18 protein-coding genes are annotated in these 21,534 nt (G+C 69.7%); 13 read left to right on the plus strand and 5 right to left on the minus strand.

Annotated features, from left to right (window positions below):
* Nucleotides 1-3: 3 nt before the first annotated feature.
* The 4 genes from WJM95_RS21105 to WJM95_RS21120 form a co-directional block, all read right to left on the minus strand.
* Nucleotides 4-1,041: an ABC transporter ATP-binding protein gene (locus WJM95_RS21105; protein WP_339131255.1), complete on the minus strand. Its 1,038-nt coding sequence runs from the start codon at nt 1,039-1,041 to the stop codon at nt 4-6.
* Between the two features lie 72 nt (nt 1,042-1,113).
* Nucleotides 1,114-2,094, minus strand: coding sequence for an ABC transporter permease (locus WJM95_RS21110; RefSeq protein WP_339131256.1), 981 nt, complete (start codon nt 2,092-2,094; stop codon nt 1,114-1,116).
* A gap of 97 nt (nt 2,095-2,191) precedes the next feature.
* Nucleotides 2,192-3,955 carry an ABC transporter substrate-binding protein gene (locus tag WJM95_RS21115; RefSeq protein WP_339131258.1) on the minus strand — a complete coding sequence of 588 codons (1,764 nt, stop codon included), beginning with the start codon at nt 3,953-3,955 and terminating at the stop codon, nt 2,192-2,194.
* Between the two features lie 77 nt (nt 3,956-4,032).
* Nucleotides 4,033-5,061 (minus strand): ABC transporter permease, encoded by a 1,029-nt coding sequence (locus tag WJM95_RS21120; protein WP_339131259.1) that lies wholly within the window; start codon nt 5,059-5,061, stop codon nt 4,033-4,035.
* A 526-nt stretch (nt 5,062-5,587) separates the two neighbouring features.
* Here WJM95_RS21120 and WJM95_RS21125 point away from each other — a divergent pair.
* The 5 genes from WJM95_RS21125 to WJM95_RS21145 all read left to right on the plus strand — a co-directional run bounded on the left by WJM95_RS21125 (nt 5,588) and on the right by WJM95_RS21145 (nt 11,240).
* Nucleotides 5,588-7,213, plus strand: coding sequence for an ABC transporter substrate-binding protein (locus WJM95_RS21125; protein WP_339131260.1), 1,626 nt, complete (start codon nt 5,588-5,590; stop codon nt 7,211-7,213).
* Nucleotides 7,214-7,267: 54 nt separating this feature from the next.
* On the plus strand, nt 7,268-8,191 hold the full coding sequence (locus WJM95_RS21130) for an ABC transporter permease (RefSeq protein WP_339131261.1): 924 nt from the start codon (nt 7,268-7,270) through the stop codon (nt 8,189-8,191).
* A 94-nt stretch (nt 8,192-8,285) separates the two neighbouring features.
* Complete coding sequence (locus tag WJM95_RS21135) at nt 8,286-9,206, plus strand: ABC transporter permease (protein ID WP_339135731.1); 921 nt, start codon at nt 8,286-8,288, stop codon at nt 9,204-9,206.
* A 5-nt stretch (nt 9,207-9,211) separates the two neighbouring features.
* Nucleotides 9,212-10,198: an ABC transporter ATP-binding protein gene (locus WJM95_RS21140; protein ID WP_339131262.1), complete on the plus strand. Its 987-nt coding sequence runs from the start codon at nt 9,212-9,214 to the stop codon at nt 10,196-10,198.
* Entirely contained in the window at nt 10,179-11,240 is a 1,062-nt protein-coding gene (locus tag WJM95_RS21145; protein ID WP_339131263.1) for a dipeptide ABC transporter ATP-binding protein, read from the plus strand. Before WJM95_RS21140 ends, WJM95_RS21145 begins: the two co-directional genes overlap by 20 nt.
* Before the next feature lie 157 nt (nt 11,241-11,397).
* Here the strand turns inward: WJM95_RS21145 and WJM95_RS21150 are convergent, their stop codons facing one another.
* Nucleotides 11,398-13,527 (minus strand): prolyl oligopeptidase family serine peptidase, encoded by a 2,130-nt coding sequence (locus WJM95_RS21150; protein ID WP_339131264.1) that lies wholly within the window; start codon nt 13,525-13,527, stop codon nt 11,398-11,400.
* Between the two features lie 187 nt (nt 13,528-13,714).
* Here WJM95_RS21150 and WJM95_RS21155 point away from each other — a divergent pair, with 187 nt between their 5' ends.
* From WJM95_RS21155 to WJM95_RS21190, 8 genes are all read left to right on the plus strand, one after another.
* On the plus strand, nt 13,715-13,909 hold the full coding sequence (locus tag WJM95_RS21155) for a hypothetical protein (RefSeq protein ID WP_037620693.1): 195 nt from the start codon (nt 13,715-13,717) through the stop codon (nt 13,907-13,909).
* 207 nt (nt 13,910-14,116) lie between these two features.
* Complete coding sequence (gene mshB, locus WJM95_RS21160; RefSeq protein ID WP_339131266.1) at nt 14,117-15,004, plus strand: N-acetyl-1-D-myo-inositol-2-amino-2-deoxy-alpha-D-glucopyranoside deacetylase; 888 nt, start codon at nt 14,117-14,119, stop codon at nt 15,002-15,004.
* Entirely contained in the window at nt 15,001-15,423 is a 423-nt protein-coding gene (locus WJM95_RS21165; protein ID WP_339131267.1) for a DUF6113 family protein, read from the plus strand. Before mshB ends, WJM95_RS21165 begins: the two co-directional genes overlap by 4 nt.
* 160 nt (nt 15,424-15,583) lie before the next feature.
* Complete coding sequence (locus tag WJM95_RS21170; protein WP_339131268.1) at nt 15,584-17,779, plus strand: hypothetical protein; 2,196 nt, start codon at nt 15,584-15,586, stop codon at nt 17,777-17,779.
* 161 nt (nt 17,780-17,940) lie between these two features.
* Nucleotides 17,941-18,945, plus strand: coding sequence for an ABC transporter ATP-binding protein (locus tag WJM95_RS21175; RefSeq protein ID WP_339131269.1), 1,005 nt, complete (start codon nt 17,941-17,943; stop codon nt 18,943-18,945).
* Entirely contained in the window at nt 18,942-19,682 is a 741-nt protein-coding gene (locus tag WJM95_RS21180) for an ABC transporter permease (protein WP_339131270.1), read from the plus strand. Before WJM95_RS21175 ends, WJM95_RS21180 begins: the two co-directional genes overlap by 4 nt.
* Before the next feature lie 5 nt (nt 19,683-19,687).
* The gene (locus WJM95_RS21185) at nt 19,688-20,911 is read left to right on the plus strand and encodes a sensor histidine kinase (RefSeq protein ID WP_339135733.1); all 1,224 of its coding nucleotides are present in this window, start codon (nt 19,688-19,690) and stop codon (nt 20,909-20,911) included.
* A complete protein-coding gene (locus WJM95_RS21190; RefSeq protein ID WP_339131271.1) occupies nt 20,908-21,522 on the plus strand; it encodes a response regulator transcription factor in 615 nt (204 codons plus the stop codon). Before WJM95_RS21185 ends, WJM95_RS21190 begins: the two co-directional genes overlap by 4 nt.
* Nucleotides 21,523-21,534 lie beyond the last annotated feature (12 nt).

The following is a 21,534-nucleotide window of genomic DNA, read 5'->3' on the forward strand; positions in this document are numbered from 1 at the left end:
ACGTCAGTGCGACCGCGTCGCGGCGAAGTCGGCGAAGAAGTCGCGGCGCTGGTCCGCCGTGAGGTGGCAGGCGGCACCGCGTCCGTCGGTGACCTGGAGCGGCGGCTGCTCGGTGGAGCAGAGACCGCCGGTGACCTTCTCCGCGAAGGTGCACCGCGGGTGGAAGCGGCAGCCGGACGGCGGGTTGAGGAGCGAGGGCGGCGAGCCCGGGATCGGCGACAGCGGAACGTCGACCGGTCCGTCCAGGCTCGGCATGGAGCCCAGCAGGCCCCAGGTGTAGGGGTGCTGCGGCGCGCGCAGCACCTCCTTCTTGGTGCCCCGCTCCACGCACCGGCCGCCGTACATCACGAGCACGTCGTCCGCGATGTCGGCGATGACGCCGAGGTCGTGCGTGATGAAGATGATCGCGGTGCCGAACTCCTGCTGGAGGTCCTTGAGCAGGTCCATGATCTGGGCCTGCACGGTGACGTCGAGCGCGGTGGTCGGCTCGTCGGCGATGAGCAGCTCGGGGTCGCAGACCAGCGCCATCGCGATCATCGCGCGCTGGCGCATACCGCCGGAGAACTGGTGCGGGTAGTCGTCCACCCGGACGTCCGGCTGCGGGATGCCCACGCGCCGCAGCATCTCGATCGCCCGCGCCCGGGCCTCCTTCTTGGAGGCACCGGTGTGCTTGCGGTACGTCTCGCCGATCTGCCGGCCGATGGTGTGGTACGGGGACAGCGAGGCCAGCGCGTCCTGGAAGATCATCGACATCTTGTTGCCGCGCAGCTTCTCCAGCTCCCGCTCGGAGGCGGTCAGCAACTCCTTGCCGTCGAGCAGGATCTCGCCGTCGATGGCGGTGCGGTCGCGGTCGTGCAGGCCGAGGATCGTCAGGTTCGTGACGGACTTGCCCGAGCCCGACTCGCCCACGATGCCGAGCGTCTTGCCCTTGGCCAGGTCGAAGGTGAGACCGTCGACGGCCTTGACGACGCCGTCCTCGGTGGAGAAGTGGACCTTCAGATCCCTGACGGACAGGAAGGGCTGCTGATCGGTGCTCGTCACGGGGACGCTCCTGGGGGGTGATGCGAGGGGTAGCTTGCGGGTCGGCGGGGGAACGGCGGCGGGGCGCCGGGGTCAGGCGAGCCGGATCCGCGGGTCGATGAAGGCGTAGACCGCGTCCACGAGGATGTTGAAGAAGACGATCGCCCCGGAGGCCACCACGGTGACGGCCAGCAGCATGGGCAGGTCGTTCGCCTCGACGGCGGTCACGGCGAGCTTGCCGATGCCCTGGAGGCTGAAGACCGACTCGGTGATGATGGCGCCGCCGATCAGCGTGCCCAGGTCGATGCCGAAGATCGTGACGATCGGGCCCATCGCTCCGCGCCAGGCGAAGCGGAAGAACACCGCGCGCCGGGACAGGCCCTTGGCGCGGGCCGTGCGCACGTAGTCCTCGCTGAGCTGTTCCACCAGCTGGGAGCGCGTCATACGGGTGTAGTTCGCGGTGAAGATGATCGAGAGCGTCAGCCAGGGCAGCAGCAGACCGCCGGCCCAGGCGGCCGGGTCGTCGAAGAACGACGTGTACGAGGGCTGCTCGAGGATGCCGAGCTGCTGGACCAGGAAGTACATCGCGATGTAGCCGACGAAGTAGATCTGGAGCGAGGAGCCGATCAGCGAGAACGAGCTGGCGATCTTGTCGGCGGCCTTGCCCTGCTTGACGGCGGCGATCATGCCCGTGCCGACACCGATGATGAGGAAGAAGACCGACGCGCCGAGCGCGAGGGAGATCGTCAGCGGCATGCGGTCCTTGATCGTGGCGAGGACCGGCTCGCGGTTGGTGAACGAGAAGCCGAGGCAGGGGGCGTTGCAGTTGCCCAGACCGCCGTAGTCACGCCCGGCGAAGATGCCCTCCAGCCAGTGCCAGTACTGCACCGGCAGTGGGTCGGCGATCCCGAGGTTGACCCTGACCTGATCCAAGAGCTCCTTGGTGCAGACCTTGCCGCACGCCATGCGGGCGGGGTCACGCGGGAGCGCGTAGAAGAGCATGAAGGTGACGGCGCTGATGATCAGCAGAATCACAAGTGCGCCGATCACACGGCGGACTAGAAAACGGAGCATGGCGTGACTTTCCGGACGGGGCGCCGTCGCCGGGAGTGTGGGGTGGGGGTGAGAGGGGCCGGGGCGGCGGCACGGTGGCCGCCGCCCCGAAGCGGGGTCAGGCCTTCGCGGCGTAGACCTTGCCCAGTGCGATGCAGGTGTTGCCGGAGTCGTAGATCACGCCGCCGACCTTGGAGCCGTGGAAGTAGTTGCGGATCGGGTTGTAGTCCGGAACCACGGCGGCGAGCTGCATGATCTGCTCGTCGATGTCGCCCCACATCTTGGCGGCCTTCTTCGCGTCGGGCTCGATCGTGGCGGCGGCGATCGCCTTGTCCACGCTCGCGTCCTTCAGCTGCGGCCAGTTGACACCGCCGTCGGCGATCTGGCTGCTGTCGAAGCAGGGCTGGATGACCGCGTAACCGGCCGGCCAGTCCGGGCCCCAGCCGGCGGCGAACATGTCGTACTGGTTGTCCAGCTGGCCGATCTGGCTGTAGAAGGAGGTCTTGTCGACCTGCTTCACGACCGGGGTGAAGCCCGCCTTGGTCAGCGCGGTCTTGATCGCGACGGCCTGCTTGACCGCGTTGTCCGACTGCTGCATGGCGACGACGATGCGCTGGCCCGTCTTGCCGGCCTCCTTGAGGAGGGCCTTGGCCTTCTCGGGGTCACCCATGGGCTTCGACTTCTTCTCGTAGAGGTCGAAGTCCTTGTGACCCGGGGTGAGCGGGCTGATGATCGTGGTGGCGGTCGCCGTGGAGAGCGAGCCACCGCGGATCTGCTGGAGCTGCTTCGAGGGCCACGCGAAGTTGAGCGCCTGGCGCACCTTGACGTCGGTGACGCGCTTGGTGTTGATCGCGAAGTAGTAGCAGGTGGTGTCGACCTGGGTCAGGACGCGCTTCTTGAGCGTCGGGTCCGTCATGACCTTCTGGATGCGCTCGGCGGCGACCTCGTTGAGCAGCGACAGCGTGAACTGGTCGTTGCCCTGGTCGGCGATGTAGCGGTCCGTGGAGGCCAGCGACTGGAAGCCGAACTGGAACTCGAACTTGTCCGGGTACGCGTTGCGCAGCGGGTCCGTCTCGGCGACCCAGTGGGTGTTGCGGACCAGCGACGCGCCCTTGCCGATGCTGCGGCTGGCGATCTTGTAGGGGCCGCAGGAGAGCGGGTGCTTGTCGTACTTCTCCTTGGTGTCGTGCTTCTTGGGCACGATGGAGAAGCCGCGCATGGCGACCATGAAGTTGAAGTCGGCGTGGGCCTCCTTCAGCTTGAACGTGATGGTCTTGCCGCTGACCTCGATGGAGTCGAGGTGCTTGCCCGCGTAGGGGCCCTTGTACTTGTCGCCGCCGATGAGCCAGCCCTGCGGGTAGCGGGGGCCCTGGGTGACGAAGGAGGCGAAGAGACGCTCGAAGGTCCAGCGCACGTCCTCGATCGTGACGTCGGCGCCGTCTTCCCACTTCACGTTGTCCTTCAGCGTGAAGGACCAGGTCTTGCCGCCGTCGGCCGCGGTGCCGGCGTCCGTGGCGAGGTCACCCACGAGGGTGGTGCCGCCCTTGGAGTCGACCTTGTAGCCGGTCAGACCGCGCAGGAACAGGACCGAGCAGGCGCCCTCGTACGAGGAGTAGAGCTGCGCCGGGTCCAGGTGGTCCCAGTCGATCTGGTCGAGCGTGTAGATCGTGCCGCCCTTGACCGCGCCGGCGACCTCGGGGGCCGGACCGGTGGAGTCGGCCTTGGTGCCGACCGCGATGGTGGCCGCCTTGGCCTTCGCCACGGACGGGGCCTTGTTGCTGCCGCTCCCGCCTCCGTTGCCGCTGCTGCACGCGCTGAGCACCGTGGTCGCACCGGCGGCCACACCAGTGGCTATGAGGAAGTTTCTGCGGGAAAAGGACATGGCTTACCTGCCTAGTGGTGGGTGAATTGAGAGACGGGTAACCAGCCGGACGACTTCGACCGGGGCTGGGATGGAAGTCAGCGCTTGGACTTCGGGTCGAGTGCGTCGCGGACCGAGTCTCCGAGCAGGTTGAAGGCGAGGACGAAGATGATCATCGAGACGCCCGGGAAGATCATGAAGGTGATGTCTTCCGTGTAGAAGCTGGCGCCGCGCTGGATCATGACGCCCCAGTCGGGGGTCGGGTCCTGGATGCCCGCGCCGAGGAAGGCGAGTCCCGCCTCTGCCGTGACGTATGCCGGCAGCATGAGGGTGGACTGGATCAGGATCGGCGTCCAGAGGTTGGGCAGCAGTTCCTTGAAGACGATGCGGCGCGAGGACGCGCCGGTCACCTTCGCCGCCTCGACGAACTCACGTTCCCGCAGGCCGAGGACCTGACCGCGCAGCAGACGCGCGATGGAGGCCCAGCCGAAGGCGGAGAGGACGAGGATCAGGCAGGTGGCCCGCAGCCAGGTCGGGACGTCCTCGTTGAAGGGCACGAAGAGCGTGTAGACGACCGGCATGAAGGCGATGAAGAAAAGCGTGGACGGGAACGACAGCAGGATGTCGATGACCCGGCCGACGAGGTAGTCCGTCCGGCCGCCGAGGTATCCCGCGGTGATGCCGATGACGACACCGACCACGGTGGTCAGCAGGGTGGCGGCGGTGGCGATCATCAGCGAGGTGCGGATGCCGTACAGCAGGAACGTGAAGACGTCACGGCCCAGCTGGGGCTCGATGCCGAACCAGAAGTTGCCGTCGATGCCGCCGTTGGGCTTGACCGGGAAGGCGAAGTCGTTGAGCAGACCGTCCGTCTCCTGGCCGTACTGCTCGTACGGGTTCTTCCCGTACAGCTTGGCTATCAGCGGCGCGCAGATCGCGATCGCGAAGAAGAAGACCACGATGTACGCGGAAAGGACACCGGTCCGGTCGCGCCGGAACCGCTTCCAGGCGAGTCGACCCGGGGAGCGACTCTCTGAGCCCTTGGGGGTGGAAGACGGAGCCGGGGTCTTGCCGGTCTCGTCGGTCACCTCAAGTGGGGCGGCCGCGGATGGAGTAGGGGGGGTCATGATGCTCCAGGCCCGAGGGGTCAAGGGCTCCGCAGGGCGCTCCCTACGGGCTACGCCGGACTTTTTCAACGCAATTCATGCAAGGTCAATAAAATCTCGGTCGCCTTGGTTTTCTCTTTACTTTCTTTGCCTCGGCTTGACCTCAGCGTAACTACGCGTGTAGCGCACTGTGGCCGTTCTGTGTCCGGATTCGGACCAATGTGGCGAAACGGGCAATGAGTTCGTTATCCGGACGCCAGAGTCTCGGAATGCGTACATCTCGTGCACTGGAATGAACAGTTCCGCATCGATGCGTGAAGATCTGTTGCGCCAAAGGTCAAGATCGTCTTGATCGTTGGTCAAGATCATTTGACGGAGCGTCCGGAGTGCCCCCTTCCGGATGGATCGCCACCCGGAAGGGTGGGGTAAATGTGCGATGTGCCCCGTATGGACAGATATTGGGCCCCATAGGCACAGCGCACCGGAGCCGGACGCCCGACCCCGACCCCGGCGCCGGCGGCACAGCGCACTCTCGAGGAGGCACTCCATGCGTGGAGCCACGCACGCCAAATGGGCCGCATGCGCGGCGGCGGTAGCCCTGGCGGCGTCCGCCTGCGGGGGCGGAGGGGGTGGCAGCAGCAGCGGCTCCGGCACGGTCAGCGCCTCCTGGGGTGACCCGCAGAACCCGCTGGAGCCGTCCAACACCAACGAGGTGCAGGGCGGCAAGGTCCTCGACATGATCTTCCGCGGGCTCAAGCGGTACAACGCCAAGACCGGCGCCGCCGAGGACATGCTCGCCCAGAAGATCGAGACCACGGATTCGCAGAACTTCACGATCACGGTCAAGAGCGGCTGGAAGTTCAGCAACGGGGAGGCCGTCACCGCCCAGTCCTTCGTCGACGCCTGGAACTACGGCGCCAGCCTGAAGAACAACCAGAAGAACGCGTACTTCTTCGGCTACATCCAGGGCTACGACAAGACGCACCCCGACACCGGCAAGCAGACCGCCGACACCCTCTCCGGGCTCAAGGTGACCGGAACGGACACGTTCACCGTCGCGCTGACCCAGAAGTTCTCGACGTTCCCCGACACCCTCGGCTACGCGGCCTTCTCGCCGCTGCCCAAGTCGTTCTTCAGCGACCACGCGGCCTGGGTGGCGAAGCCCGTCGGCAACGGCCCGTACACCATCGACAACTACACCAAGGGCTCGCAGATGTCCCTGGTGAAGTGGAACGACTACCCCGGTGACGACAAGGCGAAGAACGACGGTGTGACCCTCAAGGTCTACACGGACAACAACACCGCCTACAACGACCTGCTGGCCGGCAACCTCGACCTCGTCGACGACGTGCCCGCAGCCCAGCTCAAGAACGCGAACTCCGACCTGAACGGCCGGTACATCAACACCCCGGCCGGCATCATCCAGACCCTCGCCTTCCCGTTCTACGACCCGAAGTGGAACACCAGCGGCGCCACCAAGGTCCGTCAGGGACTGTCCATGGCGATCAACCGCCAGCAGATCACCGACACCATCTTCCAGAAGACGCGGACCCCCGCGAGCGACTGGACCTCACCGGTGCTCGGCGAGAAGGGCGGCTTCCAGAAGGGTCTGTGCGGCAAGTACTGCGACTACAACCCGTCCGAGGCCAAGAAGATGGTCCAGGAGGGCGGAGGCCTGCCCGGCGGGCAGGTCAAGATCTCGTACAACGCGGACACCGGCTCCCACAAGGAATGGGTCGACGCGGTCTGCAACTCGATCAACAACGCCCTCGGCAACAACAAGGCCTGCGTCGGCAACCCGATCGGCACCTTCGCCGACTTCCGCAACCAGATCGGGCAGCACAAGATGCCCGGTCCGTTCCGGGCCGGCTGGCAGATGGACTACCCGCTGATCCAGAACTTCCTCCAGCCGCTCTACTACACGAACGCCTCGTCCAACGACGGCCAGTGGTCGAACAAGCAGTTCGACAACCTCGTCAACCAGGCGAACGCGGAGACCGACACCGGCAAGGCCATCTCGCTCTTCCAGCAGGCCGAAGGCGTCGTAGGGGACAACATGGCCGCCATCCCGCTCTGGTACCAGAACGGCAGCGCCGGCTACTCGGACAAGGTCTCGAACGTGGCCCTGAACCAGTTCAGCGTGCCCGTCTACAACGAGATCACCGTCAACTGAGCCGCCCGGGGCGGGCCGCTCGCACCGGTCCGCCCCTCTATCCCCGGAGCACTCATGGGACGGTACGTCATCCGGCGACTGCTACAGATGATCCCGGTCTTCATCGGCGCCACCCTGCTCATCTTCGTGATGGTCAACGTGATGGGCGACCCCATCGCGGGGCTCTGCGGCGAGCGCAAGTGCGACCCCGCCACGGCCGCCCAGCTGCGCGCGGAGTTCGGCCTCGACAAGCCCCTGTGGCAGCAGTACCTGACCTACCTCGGCCACATCTTCACCGGCGACTTCGGCACCGCGTTCAACGGACAGCCGGTCACCGAGCTGATGGCCTCCGCGTTCCCGGTCACCATCCGGCTGACGATCGTCGCGATCTTCTTCGAGATCATCATCGGCATCACGCTCGGCGTCATCACCGGTCTGCGCCGCGGCCGGCCCGTCGACACCGGCGTCCTGCTGCTCACCCTCGTGGTCATCTCCGTGCCGACCTTCGTCACCGGTCTGCTGGCCCAGCTGCTGCTCGGCGTCAAATGGGGCTGGATCAAACCGTCCGTCTCCCCGGACGCCACCTTCGGCGAGCTGATCGTGCCCGGCCTGGTGCTGGCCTCGGTGTCCCTCGCCTACGTGACCCGTCTGACCCGGACCTCCATCGCGGAGAACAAGCGGTCCGACTACGTGCGCACCGCCGTCGCCAAGGGCCTGCCGCGGCGGCGCGTGACCATCCGGCATCTGCTGCGCAACTCGCTGATCCCCGTGGTCACCTTCATCGGCACCGACATCGGGGCGCTGATGGGCGGCGCGATCGTCACCGAGCGGATCTTCAACATCCACGGGGTCGGCTACCAGCTCTACCAGGGGATCGTGCGCCAGAACACCCAGACCGTCGTCGGCTTCGTGACCATCCTCGTCCTCATCTTCATGGTCGCCAACCTGCTCGTCGACCTTCTGTACGCCGTACTCGACCCGAGGATCCGCTATGCCTGAGCAGCCGCCGTACGAGGAAGAGGAATTCCACCACGGTCCCGAAGGCCCGCCGCCGGAGGACCTCGCCATCGCCCCGACCGGCTTCGGCGGCACGATGGACCTCGGGTCGAGCGAGGCGGAGACCCTGGAGCGGACGCCGGGGGGACCGGAGGGCACGGGACCGAAGGAGAAGCCGCGCTCCCTGTGGTCCGACGCCTGGCGGGACCTGCGCCGCAACCCCGTCTTCATCATCTCGGGACTGGTCATCCTCTTCCTGGTCGTCATCTCGATCTGGCCCTCGCTGATCACCTCCCAGAGCCCGCTCCAGTGCGACCTCGCCAAGGCCCAGGAGGGCTCGCAGTCCGGACACCCCTTCGGCTTCGACGGCCAGGGCTGCGACGTCTACACCCGGACCGTCTACGGAACCCGGGTCTCGATCAGCGTCGGCGTGCTCGCCACGATCGGGGTCGCGCTGCTCGGCTCGTTCCTCGGCGGCCTGGCCGGCTTCTACGGCGGGGTGGGCGACTCGATCCTGTCCCGGATCACCGACATCTTCTTCGCGATCCCCGTCGTGCTCGGCGGTCTGGTCCTGCTCTCCGTGGTGACCAGCAACACGATCTGGCCGGTCGTCGGGTTCATGGTGCTGCTCGGCTGGCCGCAGGTCTCCCGGATCGCGCGCGGCTCCGTCATCACCACCAAGGAGAACGACTACGTCCACGCGGCCCGCGCGCTGGGCGCCTCCAACTCCCGGATGATGCTGCGGCACATCACCCCGAACGCGGTCGCGCCGGTCATCGTCGTCGCGACCATCGCGCTCGGTACGTACATCTCGCTGGAGGCGACGCTGTCGTACCTGGGTGTCGGCCTCAAGCCCCCGACGGTCAGCTGGGGCATCGACATCTCCTCGGCCTCCGCGTACATCCGCCAGGCCCCGCACATGCTGCTGTGGCCGGCCGGCGCGCTCGCGATCACCGTGCTCGCGTTCATCATGCTCGGCGACGCGGTGCGCGACGCCCTCGACCCGAAGCTGAGGTGACCGCCGTGCTGCTCGAAGTACGCGATCTGCACGTGGAGTTCAGGACCCGGGACGGAGTCGCCAAGGCCGTCAACGGGGTCAACTACAGCGTCGACGAGGGCGAGACGCTCGCCGTGCTCGGCGAGTCCGGCTCCGGCAAGTCGGTGACCGCCCAGGCCGTGATGGGCATTCTCGACATCCCGCCCGGGAAGATCACCGGCGGCGAGATCCTCTTCCAGGGCAAGGACCTGCTGAAGTTCAAGGAGGAGGAGCGGCGCAAGGTCCGGGGCGCCGAGATGGCGATGATCTTCCAGGACGCGCTGTCGTCCCTGAACCCCGTCATCAACGTGGGTGACCAGCTCGGCGAGATGTTCACCGTGCACCGGGGGATGTCGCGCAAGGAGGCCCGCGCCAAGGCGATCGAGCTGATGGAGCACGTGCGCATCCCGGGGGCCGCCGAGCGCGTGCGGGACTATCCGCACCAGTTCTCCGGCGGTATGCGCCAGCGCATCATGATCGCCATGGCGCTGGCCCTGGAACCCGCCCTGATCATCGCCGACGAACCGACCACCGCGCTCGACGTCACCGTGCAGGCTCAGGTCATGGACCTGCTCGCGGAGCTCCAGCGCGAGCTCCACATGGGGCTCATCCTCATCACCCACGACCTGGGCGTGGTCGCGGACGTCGCCGACAAGATCGCGGTGATGTACGCGGGCCGGATCGTCGAGACGGCCCCGGTCCACGACATCTACAAGGCGCCCGCCCACCCGTACACCAAGGGGCTGCTCGACTCGATCCCGCGGCTCGACCAGAAGGGCCAGGAGCTCTACGCCATCAAGGGCCTGCCGCCCAACCTGATGCACATTCCGCCGGGCTGCGCCTTCAACCCGCGCTGCCCGATGGCCCAGGACATCTGCCGCACCGAGGTGCCGCCGCTCGCGGAGGTCGACGCGGACCGCGGCAGTGCCTGCTTCTTCTGGAGGGAGTGCCTCGATGACTCAAGCCGCAACTGAGCCGCTGCTGGAGGTCAGCGGACTCGTCAAGCACTTCCCGCTCACCCAGGGGATCCTCTTCAAGAAGCAGATCGGGGCGGTCAAGGCGGTCGACGGCGTCGACTTCCACCTCGACCGGGGCGAGACCCTCGGCATCGTCGGCGAGTCCGGCTGCGGCAAGTCCACGGTCGCCAAGATGCTCGTCAACCTGGAGCGGCCGACCGAGGGCGCGATCAAGTACAAGGGCGAGGACATCACCCGGCTGTCGGGCAAGGCGCTGAAGGCGGTGCGCCGCAACATCCAGATGGTGTTCCAGGACCCGTACACCTCGCTCAACCCGCGCATGACCGTCGGCGACATCATCGGGGAGCCGTACGACATCCACCCCGAGGTCGCGCCGAAGGGCGACCGGCGGCGCCGGGTCCAGGAGCTGCTCGACGTGGTCGGGCTCAACCCGGAGTACATCAACCGCTATCCGCACCAGTTCTCCGGCGGCCAGCGCCAGCGCATCGGCATCGCGCGGGGCCTGGCGCTGCGGCCCGAGATCATCGTCGCCGACGAGCCGGTCTCCGCGCTCGACGTCTCCGTGCAGGCGCAGGTGATCAACCTGCTGGACCGGCTCCAGGCCGAGTTCGAGCTCAGCTACGTCTTCATCGCGCACGACCTGTCGATCGTGCGGCACATCTCCGACCGGGTCGGGGTGATGTACCTCGGGCGGATCGTGGAGACCGGCAGGGACACCGAGATCTACGACCATCCCACCCACCCCTACACCCAGGCGCTGCTGTCGGCGGTGCCCGTGCCCGACCCCGAGGCCCGTGAGCACCGGGAGCGGATCATCCTGCACGGGGACGTGCCCTCGCCCGCGAAGATCCCCTCCGGTTGCCGCTTCCGCACCCGCTGCTGGAAGGCGCAGGAGCGCTGCACGCTGGAGGTGCCGCTGCTCGCGGTGCCGGCCGAGTTCCGGCTCGTCGAGGGCCCGGCCGCCCACGACTCGGCCTGCCACTTCGCGGAGGAGAAGCAGGTCGTGCCGCCGGAGGAGCCGACCGAGGGGACGGCATAGCGCCACAAATGTGAACGAACGTCGTTAACACACAGGCAACTTGACGGAAGCGGTACCGATATACGGACGCGGCAGGGTGAACACCGTACGGCCGTGCGGGTGCCGTGAACGAGCCGGGGTGCAGCCATGTCACCCCGGCTCGTTGTTTCCCGGTCGGTCAGTTCGTTCCGAGAGCGCGTCGCAGGAAGTCCACCTGGAGCAGCAGCAGGTTCTCGGCGACCGTCTCCTGCGGGGTCATGTGCGTGACCCCGGAGAGCGGCAGCACCTCGTGCGGGCGGCCGGCCGCCAGCAGGGCCGAGGACAGCCGCAGGGCGTGCGCCACCACCACGTTGTCGTCGGCGAGGCCGTGCACGATCATCAGCGGCCGGTGGGTGTCCGCGGGGGCGGACAGTCCCTCGTCGGTGACCAGCGAACTGCGTTCGTACACCGCCCGGTTGGCCGCCGGATCGCCGAGGTACCGCTCGGTGTAGTGCGTGTCGTACAGCCGCCAGTCCGTGACCGGGGCGCCCGCGATGCCCGCGTGGAAGACGTCGGGGCGGCGCAGCACGGCGAGCCCCGCGAGCCAGCCGCCGTACGACCAGCCGCGGATGGCCACCCGGGACAGATCGAGCGGGAACCGCCCGGCGAGCCCGTGCAGCGCCTCGACCTGGTCGTCGAGGGAGAGGGTCAGGTCGTCGCGGATCGCCTTCTCCCAGGCGGGGGAGCGCCCCGGGGTGCCGCGGCCGTCGGCGACGACCACCGCGAAGCCCTGGTCGGCGAACCACTGCGAGGTGAGGTGCGCGTTGTGCGCGGCGAGCACCCGGGGGCCGTGCGGACCGCCGTAGGGGTCGAGGAGGACGGGCAGGGGGTCGTCGCCGTCATAGTCGGTGGGCAACAGCACGGCGCATGGGATTTTCTGTGCGCCCCCCTGTGTGAGTGTCACGCGCGGGGACAAACCGGGATCTTCGGCGTACGAGGAGATGGTCGCCGCCTTCTTCCCCTCGCGCAGCACCTGTACCTGGACGCCCGGCCGGTCGAGCACCGAGGACACGAGCACGGTCACGCCCCCGGCGCGCACCGCCGCGTGCACGCCCGGCTCCTGCGAGACGCGCTCCAGGCCGAGTTCGTTCACCCGGTACACATGTACTTCACCCGTTTCGGGTGAACTCGCGTCCTCGCCCGCCGAGGCCGAGACCAGCACGTCGTCGGCCGAGACGTCGAGCACCGCGCGGACGTGCAACTGGGCCCCGGTCAGCGGACGTTCGCCGAACGCCAGTACCCGCGCGCCGCCCTCGTCGGCGATCCGCACGAGCTGTCCGCCCGGGCTCCAGCACGGCACTCCAGGGAAAAGATCGAGCCAAGTTGGATCTTCGTCGGCGTGCACCATCCGGGTCGCCCCGGTGTCCGGGTCTGCGGCCAGGAACAGCTGGCTGCGCTGGTCCCTGGCCTGCACGAGAAGCAGCGGCGCACCGGCGGCTGACCAGTGCACATGGGCCAGATACGGGTAGCGCGCCCGGTCCCAGGACACCTCCGTGCGGACCCCGTCGAGCCCGAACACGAAGAGCCGCACCTCCGCGTTGGCGCTGCCCGCCACCGGGTACGCGACCCGCTGCGGATCGGCTTCCGGGTGCGCCGGATCGGAGATCCACCAGCGCCGCACCGGCGTGTCGTCCACGCGCGCGACGAGCAGCCGGTCCCCTTCGGGTGACCACCAGAAGCCGCGCGAACGCCCCATCTCCTCGGCCGCGATGAACTCGGCCAGGCCGTAGGAGACGGCACCGGGACCCGCGGCCTCCTCCGGCTCTGCGAGCGCCCGGTCGCCCTCGCCCTCGGCCCCCACGACCCGCAGCGCGCCGCCGGACACATACGCCACGAGCCTGCCGTCGGGCGAGGGGCGCGGGTCGATCACCGGCCCGGGGACCGGGAGTTCACGTGCCGTGCCGGCCCGCAGCTCCGCCGTGAACAACCGTCCTGACAAGGTGAAAGAGGCCAACTCGGCAGCCGCGTCCGTGGCGTAGCCGACGATCCCCGCACCGCCCTCGCGGCTGCGCTCGCGGCGCGCGCGCTCCTCGGGGGAGAGGTGCTCGACGGCGCCGCCGAGCAGCGCCGCCGGGTCCGCCACGACCCGCTCGCGGCCCTCCGGCACGTCGAGGACCCACAGTTGGTTCGCCCGCTCCGTACCGGAGGGGGACCGCAGGAACACCACGCGGGAGCCGTCGGGGGACACGGTGAACGCGCGCGGCGCGCCGGAGGTGAACCGCTGGGTGCGGGCGTACCGGCGCGGGAAGGAGAGAGGCTCGTTCGTCATGCCTCGACCATATTGGCCATGCGCCCCCTTGTGCGGCCGTGCGCCGATCGATGCGCGCGTACGGATAGTTATGATCACTAGCGCTGTGTGGGTAGGAACCTGCTGGCTGCTGTTGGGAACGACCGACCCCCCATGTCCGACCCCGTACCGGACCCCAGGTCCCTGGGAACTTTGGAGGTGAACCGCCGTGGCACTCTCGATTTCGGCGGTGGTGCTGCTGGCGATCATCGTCTTTCTCCTGATCAAGAAGTCAGGGCTGAAAGGCGGTCACGCGGTTGTCTGCATGCTGCTCGGCTTCTATCTCGCCTCCTCGACGATCGCTCCCACGATCAGCGATCTGACCACCAACATCGCGGGCATGATCGGCAGCATCAAGTTCTGATCCGCGCCGGGACCGGCGGCGGGGCGTACGTCCGACTCCCGCTCCCCGCCTGCCCCGTCCGGCCTCCCCGAAACGAGTCCGTTCGTCCGTGCGCGCGGACCGCCGCTCCGCCGGCCTCCCGGGCCGTGCGGCGGCCCCCGCCCGACGCGGCGCGACGGGGCCCGGCGGGCGGACCGAGGGCGGCCGGTGCCTCGTAGGGTGGGCTCCATGACGGAACTGCCCGACCGGCGTCTGCTCCTGGTGCACGCGCACCCGGACGACGAGTCGATCAACAACGGCGCGACCATGGCCCGCTACGCGGCCGAGGGCGCCCAGGTGACGCTGGTGACCTGCACCCTCGGCGAGGAGGGCGAGGTCATTCCGCCCGAACTGGCCCATCTCGCCCCCGACCGCGACGGCGGACTCGGCCCCTACAGGACCGGCGAGCTGAGCGCCGCCATGAAGGAACTGGGCGTCACCGACCATCGCTTCCTGGGTGGCCCCGGGAGGTTCCGCGACTCCGGGATGATGGGCGCCGAGCAGAACCACCGCGCCGGCGCCTTCTGGGCCGCGGACGTCGACACCGCCGCGGACCATCTCGTGGAGGTGATCCGCGAGGTGCGGCCCCAGGTGCTCGTCACCTACGACCCCGACGGGGGCTACGGGCACCCGGACCACATCCAGGCCCACCGTGTGGCCGTGCGCGCCGCCGAGCTGGCCGCCGACCCCGCCCACCGCCCCGATCTCGGCGACGCCTGGCGGATCGCCAAGACGTACTGGAACCGGGTGCCCCGCCCGGTCGCCGAGGAGGCGTTCGCCCGGCTGCGCGAGGCCCTCCCCGGGCTGCCGTTCGACCGGACCGCCGCCGTCGGGGACGTGCCGGGCGTGGTCGACGAGGCGATCGTCACCACCGAGATCGACGGCACCGCGTACGCCGCGGCCAAGGCCGCCGCGATGCGCGCGCACGCCACCCAGATCACCGTGGACGGGCCCTGGTTCGTCCTCTCGAACGAGCTGGCCCAGCCGCTCTTCACCACCGAGTACTACGAACTGGCCGACGCCCCGCGCCCGGCGGCGCGCGAGCGCGACCTCTTCGAGGGGACGGAGCAGCGATGAGCACGAACGGACAGCGGGGCGGGAGCCTCCTCGCCCAGCCCCTGACGCGCCCCTCGGGCGGGCGGATCGCCGCCTACCTGGGGCTTTTTCTGCTCGGCGCCGTCGTCGGCGTCGCGGGCGCGCTGGTGCAGCCGGGCTGGTTCCCCCTCGGGCTGCTGCTCGCCCTGGCGGGCGCCGCGGGACTCTTCCTCGGCGGCGCGCGGGCGGCGGAGTCCCGGGCCGGGGCCGTCGCCCCCGCCGCGGGCTGGATGGTCGCCGTCGTCCTGCTCACCGCAAGCCGCCCGGAAGGTGACTTCCTCTTCGGCGCGGGAGTCGGCTCGTATCTCTTCCTGCTCGGCGGCATGGCGACGGCTGTGATGTGCGCCACTCTCGGCCAGGGGCGGCAACCGGGCCCTTCCGGTGCCCGACTTGGCAAGTGACGTACCACTTCGCCGTATCGGTCCCGTGCCGGTCCGGTGCGAGATTCCTGGACGGGCGAGGTTTGCGGGCCGGACATGGCCAGTATGGTGGTGCGCGCCGCCGAGCTGCCCGAGATGAGGTCGAGGAAACGGGCGGCGGAGCCAACCGGGAGAACCTGCCTTGAGTCGTGAAACTGACAGTTCGTCCTCCGGGCCCAACGGGCGCGGTGGAGCCGCGTACCCGTCGGGGACGCCGCCGTACGGCACGCCCGCGGCCTCCGAGAACGGTGCCGACGCGGGCCGTTCGGCCGCCGGGCCGACGGAGGAGCGCAAGACCGAGACAACCCTGACGACACGGATCCGGATCAACATCCCCGGATCGCGGCCCATCCCGCCCGTGGTCGTCCGCACGCCCGTCGCCGACGCCGACGCGTCGTCCGGGGGCGGCGACGGCGCCCAGACCGGCACACCGGCGCCGCAGGCCGCGAGTTCGCCCGCGGGCGCCGCCGGTCCGAGTGCCACCGTCCCGGCCCCGTCCGCCCCCGCCGCGGCGCCCGTGGACCAGCCGGCGCCGGCCGAGGAGAAGACGAGCGACTGGTTCGCGCCCCGCAAGGCCGGCACGCCCCCCAAGGGCGGGCAGGGCGGCGGCTCGACCAACGGAGCGGGCATGCCCGGCGCTTCGGCTCCGGCCGGAACCGCGCCTTCCGCGCCCGCGGCGGGCACCCCCGGCACGGGACGGCCCGCGCCGTCCACCGGTGCCGGACCGCTGGGCATCACCGGCGGCCGCCCCGGCGGCGCGAACGGCGCACCGCTCCCCGGTGCCACCGGCGCCGGACCCGTGGCCCCCGGCCACGGCGGCGGCACGGGCTCCTTCGACGTCTCCGGCGCGCTGCGCGACACCGGCTCGTTCCCGGCCATCGGCTCGTCCGGCGGATCCGGTGCGCCCGCGGGATCCGGCGAGCCGCGCCGTGACGACCTCCCGTACTTCTCCGAGAACGGCCGGGGCGGCCCGGCCGGTCCGACCTCGGGCCCCACCACCGGGGACGGCCCGCTGCGGCCTCCGACCGGTGCGGGCGCGGCCCCCGGCAGCCTGGCCGCGCAGTCCGGCCCGGCCACCGGCAACCGGGGCACCGGCAGGGGCTACCCCGCCGCGGGCACCGGCACCCGCGGCGGACTGAGCGGCGGTCTCAGCGACGACACCGCGATCCTGACGCCGCAGAAGCCGGCACCCGAACCGGGTCCCGGTGGCTACGGCGCCCCCGCGGAGAACGTCTCCGGACACACGCTGACCAGCGGCATGCCCGTCGTGTCGCCCAGCCACGACTTCGCGTTCGAGGGCGAGCGCAACGACGGCCCCCGCTCGCACACCCCGCCGAAGCTCCCCGAGCCGGTCCGCCGGCCCACCGCCCCGGCGAAGCCGGCGAAGAAGAAGGGCCGCAACAAGCCGGCGCTCCTCGGCGCCCTCGTCGTGCTCCTCGCGGGCGGCGCCTACGGTGCCGGACTGCTGATGAACCACTCCGACGTGCCCAAGGGCACCACGGTGCTCGGCGTCGACATCGGCGGCGGCACCCGCGACGACGCGGTCAAGAAGCTCGACGAGGCACTCGGCGACCGGACGAACAAGCCGCTCACGCTGTCCGTCGACGGTGACACGGTCAAGCTCAGGCCCGACCAGGCCGGACTCCAGCTGGACAGCCAGGCCACCGTCCGCGCCGCCGCGGGCAGCGACTACAACCCGATCTCCGTGATCGGCTCGCTGTTCGGCCAGGGACGCGTGGTGGACCCCGTGATGCCGGTCGACGAGGAGAAGCTCCAGGCCGCGCTGGAGCGCGCCGCCAGCGGCTCGGGCTCGGCGAACGACGGCACGATCAAGTTCCAGCCGGGCAAGGCCGTCGCCGTCTACGGCAAGGCGGGCAAGGGCATCGACGTCGGCCCCTCCCTCCAGGCCGTCGAGGACGCGTACCGCGCGCAGGTGGAGACCGGCGCGGCCACTCCGGTGAAGGTCGCCACCACGACCCGTCAGCCGACGGTCAGCAAGGCCGAGGTGGACCGGAAGATGTCGACGTTCGCGACGGTCGCCATGTCCGCGACCATCATCATCCGCACGGACGCCAGCCACTACATCCCCTTCAGCCCGCAGAAGTCCATCTGGAAGTTCCTGAGCGTCCGGCCGGTCCAGGGCAAGCTCGTCGAGCACTACGACCTGAACGTGCTCCAGTCGCTGTACGGCCACGCCTTCGACGGTGTGACGATCACCAAGGGCGACGGCAGCAAGAAGGCCGTGAGCCCGGAGGACGTGGCCTCCGCCATAGGAAGGGCGCTGGTCGGGAAGACGACCGCCGAACGCGACGTGACCATCCCCACCAACCCCAACTAGCGGGCGCCGCAGGCACGACAGGAGGGCATCCCACCGGTACTCCACCGGCGGGGTGCCCTTCTGCCGTGCCGGACCGGGGTCGCAGACATGACATCTGTCATCCGCGACCCAGGACACAGCGCACTGCCGCCGACTCCCCCCTCTCCTCCACGATGGACGACATGACAACGACAGCGGCGACCACGAGCACATCGGTGGTCCGGTTCGAATCGGTGACCAAGAGCTACGGGAACGTCCGGGCCGTGGACGGGCTGACGCTCGAACTCCACCCCGGCGAGACCGTCGCCCTGCTCGGCCCCAACGGCGCGGGCAAGTCGACCACGCTGGACCTGCTGCTCGGCCTCAAGAACGCCGACAGCGGGACGGTCCGGGTGTTCGGCACCGCCCCGCGCGAGGCGATCGTCGCCGGCCGGGTGGGCGCCATGCTCCAGAGCGGCGGCCTGATGGACGAGGTCACCGTCGGTGAACTGGTCAAGCTCGCCTGCGACCTGCACCCGAGGCCGTACCGCCCCAGCGAGGTCCTCGCCCGCGCGAGCATCGCCCAGATCGCCGACCGCAAGGTCAACAAGCTCTCCGGCGGCCAGGCGCAGCGCGTCCGCTTCGCCCTCGCCACGGCCGGCGACAGCGATCTGATCGTCCTCGACGAACCCACCACCGGCATGGACGTCTCCGCCCGGCAGGCCTTCTGGGCCACCATGCGCGAGCAGGCCGACCAGGGCCGTACGGTCCTGTTCGCCACGCACTACCTGGAGGAGGCCGACGCCATCGCGGACCGCGTCCTCGTCCTGCACCGGGGACGGCTGCTGGCCGACGGCACCGCCGCCGAGATCAAGGCCAAGGCCGGAGCGCGCCGTGTGTCCTTCGACCTGGAGGGCGTGATCGACGAGGCCCGGCTGCGCGCGCTGCCGTTCCTCACCTCGGTCACGGTGTCCGGAAGCGGCTCCGCCGCGGGATCCGGGCAGACCGTCCGCATCCAGTCCTCCGACGCGGACGCGACCGTCCACGCGCTGTACGGGCTCGGCGTCTACCCCCGCAACCTCGAAGTCGCCGGGCTCGGCCTGGAGCAGGCATTCGTCGCCATCACCGAGGCCGAAGAGGCCGCGCTCACCGCCGCCGGGGCCCACGAAGGTGCCGGCACCGCCGCCGAGGAGGCCGCGTCCAAGTGAACAGTCTCATCAAGCTGGAGATCACCCGCGCCCTGCGCAACCGGAAGTTCCTGTTCTTCTCGGTGATCTACCCCTCGGCCTTGTTCCTGCTGATCGCCGGCAGTGCCGACGACCACACCAAGGTCCCCGGCACCGGCCTGACCCTGCCGACCTTCTTCATGGTCTCCATGGCCTCCTTCGGCGCCCTGACCGCCGTCCTGATGGGCAACAGCGAGCGCATCGCCAAGGAGCGGGAGAGCGGCTGGGTACGGCAGCTGAGGCTCACCCCGCTGCCCGGCCGCGGCTATGTGTTCGCCAAGACGGCCAGCGCGGCCGTGATCAGCCTGCCCTCGATCGTCATCGTCTTCGTGGTCGCGGCGGCGGTGAAGAACGTACGCCTGGACGTCTGGCAGTGGTTCGCGCTCACCGGCGTGATCTGGGCGGGCAGCCTGGTCTTCGCCGCGCTCGGCGTCGCCATCGGCTACCTCGCCAGCGGGGACGCGGTACGGCCCATCACGATGATCGTCTACTTCGGTCTGTCGATGCTCGGCGGCCTGTGGATGCCGACGACGACCTTCCCCGACTGGCTCCAGAACATAGCCAAGTGGCTTCCCACGCACGCGTACGCTGCCCTGGGGCAGGCCATCGAACTGGGGAACGCCCCGCACGCGAAGGACATCGCCATCCTCGCCGTGTCCTTCGCCCTCTTCGCGGGCGGCGCGGCCTGGCTGTACCGGAAGGACACGCTGAAGGCGTGAACGCCATGACGGAAGACCCGCTGCCCGACACGGCCCGCACGGACCGGATCGTGAGGATGGGGGAGTCCCCCCGCAACCTCCGCGAGGCCCTGCGCAAGTCGGTGTGGATCGTCATCTGGCTGGTGTTCCTCGGCTCACCGGTCCACGACCTCGCCTCCGGCACCCACACACCGGCGGCCACCGCGGCCGGCTGGGTGGGCCTCGCGGCCTTCGTCGCGGTCTATCTGACGCTGGTCTTCCGGCACATGGGCAAGGCATTCACGGGCACCCTGGCCGTCACGCTCATGGTGCTCGCACTCGGTGTCCTGGCCGTCGTCCTGTGCCTGACGCTCGGCGCTCCCTGGCTCGGCCTGTTCGTGTACGTCTCGGTCGCCTGCGGGACGACGTTCCCGCTGCGCGTCTCCTACTGGACGATCCCGCTGACCGCCGTCGTGATGCTGCTCGTCGGCCTGCACGGCGGCGAGGACGACGCCCGCAACCTGGTCCTGCTCGTCGTCCTCATCGGCTTCGCGATGACCGGCGTGCGCCAGCTCGTCCGTACGACGGTGGAACTGCGCAAGGCGCGGGCCACCGTCGCCCAGCTCGCCGCGAACGAGGAGCGCCTGCGGCTCGCCCGCGACCTGCACGACCTGCTCGGCCACTCGCTCTCGCTGATCACGCTGAAGAGCGAACTGGCCGGGCGGATGCTCCCCGACCACCCCGAGCGGGCGGCCCAGCAGGTCGCCGACATCGAACAGGTCAGCCGCCAGGCCCTGGTCGACGTGCGCGAGGCGGTCACCGGCTACCGCAGGCCGCGGCTGGCCGGTGAACTCGCGGGCGCGCAGGTGGCGTTGACGGCCGCCGACGTGATCGCCGACCTCCCGGCCGAACCCGACCTCGACGGCGTCCCCGAGGAGACCGAGTCCGCGCTGGCCTGGGCGCTGCGCGAGGCCGTCACCAATGTCGTACGGCACAGCGGTGCCCGGCGCTGCACCGTGGGACTGGTCCGCCGCCAGACCCTGGACGGTCCCGTGCTCGAACTCTCGGTGGAGGACGACGGCTCGGGCGGCACCTCGGGCGCGGCGCCCGGCAACGGCCTGACCGGTCTGACCGAGCGCCTGGAGAAGGCGGGAGGATCGATGGAGGCGGGCCGTGTACGGCGCGGATTCCGGCTGGTGGCACGGGCGCCCCTGGAGGACGGCCGGACCCCGGCGGGCCCGGCGGAGGACCCCGTAGGATCCGGTGCATGAGCCGCACGATCAAGGTCCTGCTCGCCGAGGACCAGTCGATGGTCCGCGAGGCGCTGGCCGCCCTGCTGGGACTCGAGCCCGACATCGAGGTGGTCGCCCAAGTGGCCCGCGGCGACGAGGTGCTGGCGGCGGCCCGCGCCCACGACGTGGACGTGGCGCTCCTCGACATCGAGATGCCCGGCATGACGGGCATAGAGGCTGCGGCCGAGGTCCACAAGGAGCTCCCGGGCATCAAGCTGCTCATCCTCACCACCTTCGGCCGCCCCGGATATCTGCGCAGCGCCATGGAGTCCGGCGCGGACGCCTTCCTGGTCAAGGACGCCCCGGCCGCCCAACTCGCCGCGGCCGTACGCAAGGTGCTGGCGGGGGAGCGTGTCATCGACCCCACGCTGGCGGCGGCCGCGCTGGCCGAGGGCGCCAATCCCCTGACCGACCGCGAACGCGAGGTCCTGCGCGCCGCGGCCGACGGCTCCACCAACGCCGAACTGGCCAAGGCACTCCACCTCTCCCAGGGCACGGTCCGCAACTACCTCTCGACCGCGATCCAGAAGCTGGCGGCCCGCAACAGGGCGGAGGCGGTACGGATCGCGCGGGAGAAGGGCTGGCTGTGAGCGGCGGGGCCG

It is taken from the genome of Streptomyces sp. f51 (genome assembly GCF_037940415.1).
Classification (GTDB): domain Bacteria; phylum Actinomycetota; class Actinomycetes; order Streptomycetales; family Streptomycetaceae; genus Streptomyces.

Bases quoted from the DNA above. Each gene is read 5' to 3' on its own strand.
- WJM95_RS21110 (WP_339131256.1), bottom strand. From the start codon at position 2,094: ATGCTCCGTTTTCTAGTCCGCCGTGTGATCGGCGCACTTGTGATTCTG.
- WJM95_RS21115 (WP_339131258.1), bottom strand. From the start codon at position 3,955: ATGTCCTTTTCCCGCAGAAACTTCCTCATAGCCACTGGTGTGGCCGCC.
- WJM95_RS21120 (WP_339131259.1), bottom strand. From the start codon at position 5,061: ATGACCCCCCCTACTCCATCCGCGGCCGCCCCACTTGAGGTGACCGAC.
- WJM95_RS21125 (WP_339131260.1), top strand. From the start codon at position 5,588: ATGCGTGGAGCCACGCACGCCAAATGGGCCGCATGCGCGGCGGCGGTA.
- WJM95_RS21130 (WP_339131261.1), top strand. From the start codon at position 7,268: ATGGGACGGTACGTCATCCGGCGACTGCTACAGATGATCCCGGTCTTC.
- WJM95_RS21135 (WP_339135731.1), top strand. From the start codon at position 8,286: ATGGACCTCGGGTCGAGCGAGGCGGAGACCCTGGAGCGGACGCCGGGG.
- WJM95_RS21145 (WP_339131263.1), top strand. From the start codon at position 10,179: ATGACTCAAGCCGCAACTGAGCCGCTGCTGGAGGTCAGCGGACTCGTC.
- WJM95_RS21150 (WP_339131264.1), bottom strand. From the start codon at position 13,527: ATGACGAACGAGCCTCTCTCCTTCCCGCGCCGGTACGCCCGCACCCAG.
- mshB (WP_339131266.1), top strand. From the start codon at position 14,117: ATGACGGAACTGCCCGACCGGCGTCTGCTCCTGGTGCACGCGCACCCG.
- WJM95_RS21165 (WP_339131267.1), top strand. From the start codon at position 15,001: ATGAGCACGAACGGACAGCGGGGCGGGAGCCTCCTCGCCCAGCCCCTG.
- WJM95_RS21175 (WP_339131269.1), top strand. From the start codon at position 17,941: ATGACAACGACAGCGGCGACCACGAGCACATCGGTGGTCCGGTTCGAA.
- WJM95_RS21185 (WP_339135733.1), top strand. From the start codon at position 19,688: ATGACGGAAGACCCGCTGCCCGACACGGCCCGCACGGACCGGATCGTG.
- WJM95_RS21190 (WP_339131271.1), top strand. From the start codon at position 20,908: ATGAGCCGCACGATCAAGGTCCTGCTCGCCGAGGACCAGTCGATGGTC.